The organism is Variovorax sp. Varisp85 (assembly GCF_047304045.1).
In the GTDB taxonomy this organism is placed as follows: domain Bacteria; phylum Pseudomonadota; class Gammaproteobacteria; order Burkholderiales; family Burkholderiaceae_C; genus Variovorax.
On record NZ_JBGLYN010000120.1, the window covers coordinates 1 to 6,642 of the forward strand.

3 protein-coding genes are annotated in these 6,642 nt (G+C 70.9%); all 3 read right to left on the reverse strand.

Translation table 11 applies throughout. The features are described 5' to 3' along the window. On the reverse strand, positions 1-1,568 hold a 1,568-nt coding region (locus ACCC97_RS28360; RefSeq protein ID WP_413336287.1), incomplete at its 3' end, for a condensation domain-containing protein. A 10-nt stretch (positions 1,569-1,578) separates the two neighbouring features. Beyond that, a complete protein-coding gene (locus tag ACCC97_RS28365; protein ID WP_413336289.1) occupies positions 1,579-6,219 on the reverse strand; it encodes an SDR family NAD(P)-dependent oxidoreductase in 4,641 nt (1,546 codons plus the stop codon). After that, positions 6,219-6,642, reverse strand: a 424-nt coding sequence (locus ACCC97_RS28370) for a phosphopantetheine-binding protein (RefSeq protein ID WP_413336291.1), incomplete at its 5' end; no start/stop codon positions are given. The genes ACCC97_RS28365 and ACCC97_RS28370, both read right to left, overlap by 1 nt.

The window sequence follows — 6,642 nt, forward strand, 5'->3', positions numbered from 1 at the left end:
AGCCTCGCATGCGCTTCGATCTGCCGATGCACGGGCTGTGCGCCTTCGTGGCGGTGCTTGTTCCCGCTCCACGCCGCCAGCTGTGCGCGCTCCGCCGCACCCACCAGCGGCACGTCGCCCACCGCCAGTTCGCGCCGCCAGGCCAGCGCATGCAGCACCGCCACATAGTGCCCAGCCATCCGCTCGACCGTCTCACGATCGAACAACTCGTCCGCATACAGGAAGCTCGCCTCGACCCGCCCGTCCTCGAACTCCAGCGTCTGCAGCGTCAGTTCGAACTGCGCGTCTTCTTCCTCGAAGTCCAGCCGCTCGACCGACACGCCCGGCCACTCGGCCAGCGAACGGTGGTCGCGCCGCACGTGGTTGAACATCACCTGGAACAACGGGTTCGCGCTCAGGCTGCGTTCGGGCCTCAGCGCACCGACCAGCTGTTCGAACGGCAGGTCCTGGTGGGTCTGCGCGCCGATGGCCGTGTCGCGCGTCTGCACCAGCAGCTGCGCCAGCGTCGTCCTCGCATCGATCTGCGAACGCAGCACCTGCGTGTTGACGAAGAAGCCCACCACGCCCGCCGTGTCCGCGCGGTTGCGGTTGGCAATGGGCACGCCCACGCGCGCATCGGTCTGCCCGGTGTGCCGGAACAGCAATGCGTTGAAGCCCGCGAGCAGGGCCATGAACAGCGTCGCGCCTTCGGACGCCGCGGATTGGCGCAGGCGGTCAAGCGTGTCGCCGGGCAAGGCGACGGTGACGCGCGCCGAGCCGTAGCGGCCGTCGGCGTTGCGCGGTCGATCGGTTTGCAGCGAGATCACCGGCTGCCCGGTGCCCAGCTGGTCGCGCCACCAGACGAGCTGCCGTTCGCCCTCGCCGCCGTCGAGCCACTGGTTCTGCCACACGGCGTAGTCGGCGTACTGGACGGGCAGCGCAGGCAGCACCGCGGCCTGGCCGTGCACGCGCGCGGCATACAGCGCGGCCAGTTCGTCGAGCGTGAGCTGCACCGACCACCCGTCCGACACGATGTGGTGCATCACCACCAGCAAGCGATGCGTTCGCGCATCCGTCTTCAGCAGCACGGCGCGCATCAGCGGGCCGTGCGTGAGGTCGAAAGGCTCGGCGCGAATGCGGTGCTCCTCGCGCCGGATCGCGGCGTCGCGCGCGTCGGCGTCGAGCGTGCTCAGGTCGATGCAGGGCAACGCGACCTCCACCGCTTCCCGGATGACCTGCTCGGCCTCGCCATCGCCCGCCTCGCGGAACACGGTGCGCAGCGACTCGTGGCGGTCGACCAGCGCCTGCAAGCTCGCGCGCAGGGCGTCGGTGTCGAGCTGCCCGCCGAGCACGAGGCCGCCGCTCAGGTGGTAGGCCGTGCGGGCCGGGTCCAGCTTCCACAGGAACCACTGCCTGCGCTGGGCGAAGGACAGCGGCGCGCGGTCGCGGTGCGGGCGCGGGGGGATGGTGCTCGTGCCGGCCTGCTGCTGCATGCCGGCGCTTGCGCCGCGCAATCGTTCCTTCAGCCTGGCGCGCTGTTCCGCGCTCAGGCTGGCGCGACGCTCGGAGATGTCGTGGAGTTCGGGCATGGCGGGTTCTTCAGGCGGTGGCGGGCAGGCGATCCGTGGCCGCGGCGACGGCATCGGCCAAGTCGGCGTTCTCGATCTCTTCGATCAGGCGGGTTTCGACCAGCAGGGCCAGGTCGGCGATGGTGGGCGCCTTGAAGAAGGCGGCCGGATGCAGTTCGATGTCGTAGGCCTTGCGCACGCGCGCCAGGATCTGGATGGCCAGCAGCGAGTCGCCGCCCAGCTCGAACAGGTTGTCGTTCACGCCGACGGCGGTGATGCCCAGCATGTCCTGCCACACGGCGGCCAGGCCGGTTTCGAGATCGCCCCCGGGCGCGACATAGGGCGTGTCGAGCGCGGGGCGGGGGTGGTTGCGGCGCGTGGCGCGCGCAGCGTGAGCCAGGGGGCTGTTCTCGATCAGCGCCAGCATGCCGCTGTCGAGTTCGCCGAGCCGCTGCGCGAGGTCGGTCGTCGAGATCACGACCTGCGCATGCGCCGGGCCGTTGACGATGCGCTCCAGCGCCAGCGCGCCTTCGGGGCCGTCCATGCCCACGCCCTCCGGCAGCACCATGCCCGCGGCCATGCCCAGGTCGCGCCAGGCGTCCCAATTGACCGAGAAGACCGCGTGGCCGGCGCTGCGCCGCGCCTGTGCGGCCAGTGCGTCGAGGTAGGCGTTGGCGGCGGCGTAGTCGCTCATGCCCAGGCCGCCGGCCATGCTGGAGATCGATGAACAGAAGAGCACGAAGTCGAGCGGCTCGCCGCGCACGGCCTCCAGCAGGATTTGCGTGCCGCGCAGCTTGGGCGCGAACACGGCCTCGACCATGGCGCGCGTGCGCTGGCTGATCATGCCGCTGCTGGCATGGCCCGCCGCGTGGATCACGCCGTGGATGGCGCCGAAGCGCTGCCGGGCCTGCGCGGCCGCGGCCTGCATCTGCACGGCATCGGCAACGTCCGCCGACAGCACGAGCACTTCGCCGCCCAGGGCTTCGAGTTCGAGCAGCTGCAGCAGCTTCTGGCGGAGGGCCGCGGGCTGCTCGGGCGAGGCTGCCAGCGATTCCCACGCGGCGCGCTCGGGCAGCGGCGAGCGGCCGAGCAGCACCAGCCTGGCCTGCCACGACCTGGCGAGGTGCCGCGCCACCGACAGGCCCACGCCGCCCAGGCCACCGGTGATCAGGTAGACGCCGTGCGTGCGCAGGCGCTGTTGCGGCCCGGCCCCCTGCGCCGGCAGCGCCAGCGGCTCGTAGCCCTTGACCCAGCGGTGCGGCCCGCGATAGGCCACGAGCGGCTCGTCGCGCGCGGCAGGCGCATCCGCCGCGAGCTGCGCCACCAGCCACGCCTCGGCTTGGCTGCCGGACACGGGCAGCACCACGTCGACGACGCGGCAGCCGATGTGCGGATACTCCTGCCCGATCACCTTGGCGAGGCTGAACAGCGTGGCCTTCTCGGGACACAGTGGCTCCAGGCCCGAGACGTCTTCCATCCGGTTGGTGACGACCTGCAGCAACAGCTTGCGCTCGCGCCCGCCCGCCGTGCTGTCCAGCGCCTGCGCCAGGGCCAGCAGGCTGAAGAAGCCGCGCTCCAGCAACTCGCTCGACGAGGAAGGCGCAGCGAACTCGCCATCCACGCCCCACAGGTGATGAATGTTCGACACCGGGCCGATCCCGCCCTGCACCTTGCGCAGCAGCTGCTCGTGGTCGGCGCGCTCGCCAGGGCGCATGGCGTAGTGGCGCGGGCCGATCTCGACGAAGCCCGGGCCCTGCTCCACCCACACGACGGGATGCGCATCGGCGCTTTCGCGCAGATGGCGGACCAGCTGGCCGGCAAGGCCGCCTGCCTCGCCGAAGACCAGCGTGCAGGTGCCGGCCGGTGCGGGGCTGCGCACGGCGTGCAGCGGTTCGGTGCGCTTCCAGGTCGGCACGTGGAACGCGTCGGCCGCCGGATTCGAAAGCCTGGAGTTGGCGCTGCCCTCGAAGGTGCCTGCCTCCACCCAGTACGACTGGCGCTGGAACGGGTAGCTCGGCAGCGGCACCTGGCGGCGCGGCTGGCCCGCGCGGCAGGCGGCCCAGTCGATCTCGACGCCAGCGCACCAGAGCGCACCGGTCACGCTGGCCAGCTGCCGCTCGTTGCGGGCCTGTTGCTGCGGATGCGCCTGACTCGACCAGATGCCCACGGCCGAATCGGCTTGCGGATGCTGCCGCGCCAGGCCGGCCAGCGTTTCGCCAGGCCCCACCTCGAGCACGACGCGCCCCTTCACGCGCAGCAGCGCGGCCAGCCCGTGGGCGAAGCGCACCGTGCCGCGCAGATGGCGGCCCCAGTAGGCCGGGTCGGTGGCCTGCGCGGCGGTGATCGGTTCGCCCGTGACGTTGGAGATGAACGGAATGCGCGGCGCATGGCGCGGCACCGAGGCAATCACCTTCTGCAGCTCGGCCACGATCGACTCGGTCATGGCCGAATGCGACGCGATGGCGACATGCAGGCGGCGCGGCAGGAGGCCGCTTGCGAGCAGTTGCTTCTCGACCGCCTCGATGGCCTGCAGCGGCCCCGAAAGAACGCAGAGCTGCTCGCCGTTGACCGCGGCGATGTCACAGCCGGCGCCGACGAACGGCTTCAGCCCGGCTTCGCTCAGCGTGATGGCCGTCATCGCCCCGGCGGGCATCGACTGCATGAGGCGACCGCGCGCGGCGACGATGCGCAGCGCGTCTTCGAGGCTGAACACGCCGGCCAGGCAGGCGGCCACGTACTCGCCGAGGCTGTGGCCCAGCATCACGGCGGGCCGCACGCCCCGCGCCATCCATGCGCGGGCCATCGCGTACTCGACGACGAACAGCGCCGGCTGCGTGTACTCGATGCACGAGAGCTTCTCGTCGGCCGCGGCCTCCGCTCCGGCTGCGGGGTACAGCAGCTGGCGCAGGTCCATCCCCATGGCGTCGTTCAGCAAGGCGCAGCAGCGGTCGACCTCGCCACGGAACACCGGGTCGTCGCGGTACAGCGCGGCACCCATGTTCGCGTGCTGCGTGCCGCCGCCGGGGAACAGGAAGGCGAGCTCGGGCGCATTGGCCGGCGCGCGCATCACCTGCTCGAAACCGCCCTCGGGCGAGAGCAGCGCCTGCGCGCCCATCGCATGGCCGTTGGCGACGATGGCGGCGCGCAGCGGCATTGCGCGGCGGCCGCTTTGCAGCGTGTGCGCGATGTCCGCAAGCGATTGATCGGCGGATGCTTCGAGATGAGCGCCCAGCCGCTGGCCTGCCTCCTGCAGCGCGGCGGCGTTCTGCGCCGACAGCGGCAGCACCTGCCAGCCGGAAGAGCTTTCGGCAGGCTTCGCGGCCGGTGCCTCTTCGAGTACCACGTGCACGTTGGTGCCGCCGATGCCGAACGAGCTCACACCGGCACGGCGTGGCGTGGGGCCGGGGGGCCAGGGCTTCGTCGCGGCGTTGACGTAGAACGGACTGGCCGCGAAATCGATCTGCGGATTCGGACGCTCGAAGTGCAGGCTGGCCGGCAGTGTGCGGTGCTTCAACGCCATCACCGCCTTGATGAGGCCGGTGACGCCGGCGGCCGCATCGAGGTGGCCGATGTTGGTTTTCACGGAGCCGACGGCGCAGTAGTTCGTGCGGTCGGAGCCGGCCTGGAAGGCCTGCGTCAGCGCGGCCATCTCGATCGGGTCGCCGAGCACCGTGCCCGTGCCATGCGCCTCGACATAGCCTACCGATGCGGCGCTCACACCCGCGATCAGCTGCGCCGCGCGGATGACCTCGGCCTGGCCGTTCACGCTGGGAGCGGTGAAGCCGACCTTGTCGGCGCCGTCGTTGTTGGCGGCGCTGCCCTTGATGACGGCGTGGATGGTGTCGCCGTCGCGCAGCGCGTCGTCCAGGCGCTTGAGCACCACGATGCCCGCGCCGCTGCCGATCACCGTGCCGGCGGCCTTCTCGTCGAAGGCGCGGCAGTGGCCGTCGGGCGAGAGGATGGCGCCCTCCTGGTAGAGGTAGCCGCCGTCCTGCAGCAGGTTGAGCCACACGCCGCCGGCCAGCGCCATGTCGCAGTCATAGCCCAGCAGCGCCTGGCAGGCGGTGTGCACCGCGGCCAGCGATGTCGAGCACGCGGTCTGCACCGTCACGGCGGGACCGTGCAGGTCGAGCTTGTAGGCCACGCGGGTGCACAGCGAGCCGCCGGAGTTGCCGCTCATGAGGCCCAGCAGGTCGGCGATGCCGCGGCCGTCGCCCAGGCCGAATGCGGGCAACAGGTGCCGCATCAGGTACAGGTTGGGGCCTTCGCCCGCATACACGCCGACCTTGCCCGGCCAGCGCTGCGCGTCGCAGCCTGCGTGCTCGAGCGCGGCCCATGCGCATTCCAGGAAGATGCGCTGCTGCGGGTCGAGGTACTCGGCCTCGCGCGGCGAGTAGCCGAAGAAGCCTGCGTCGAACTGGTCGAAGCCCTTGAACCGGGTGCCTGACTTCACATAGGCCGGGTCGTCGAGCAGTTCCTGCGGGACGCCTTGCGCGCGCAGCTGCTCGTCGGTGAAGCTGTCCACGGACTCCACGCCGTCGCGGATGTTGCGCCAGAGCGCATCGACATCGTCGGCACCGGGGAAGCGGCCCGCCATACCGACGATGGCGATCTCGATGCCAGTCGCACCGGGTTGTTCGGGTTGGTCCGGCTGTTCGTCGAGGGTGTGCATCAGTTGACTCTTTCCGCGGATTGGCGGCGTTGAAGCAAGGCGGCGCGCTGGCGCAATGCGCGGTCGTCGCCGGCCGTGGGCGAGGACGCGGGTGCAGCAGCACCACGTGCCATCCACCGGGCCAGCGAATCGACCGTGGGGTACTTGAAAAGATGAACCAGCGGGACCGTGGTGCGCAGCCTGTCTTCGAGCAGGCGGTGCACACGGACCAGCAGCAGCGAGTGCCCGCCGAGGTCGAAAAAGTTGTCGTGGATGCCGACCTTCTCGACCTGCAGGACTTCGGCCCAGATGGCTGCGAGGGCCTGTTCGACTTCGCCTTCGGGCGCTTCGTACGCCCTGTCACTGCTGAACTCGGGCGCAGGCAGCGCCTTGCGGTCCACCTTGCCGTTGGCGTTCAGCGGCAGTGCATCGAGCACCATCAGC

Excerpts from the sequence above, each read along its gene's own strand:
- ACCC97_RS28365 (WP_413336289.1), bottom strand. The coding sequence starts at position 6,219 with ATGCACACCCTCGACGAACAGCCGGACCAACCCGAACAACCCGGTGCG.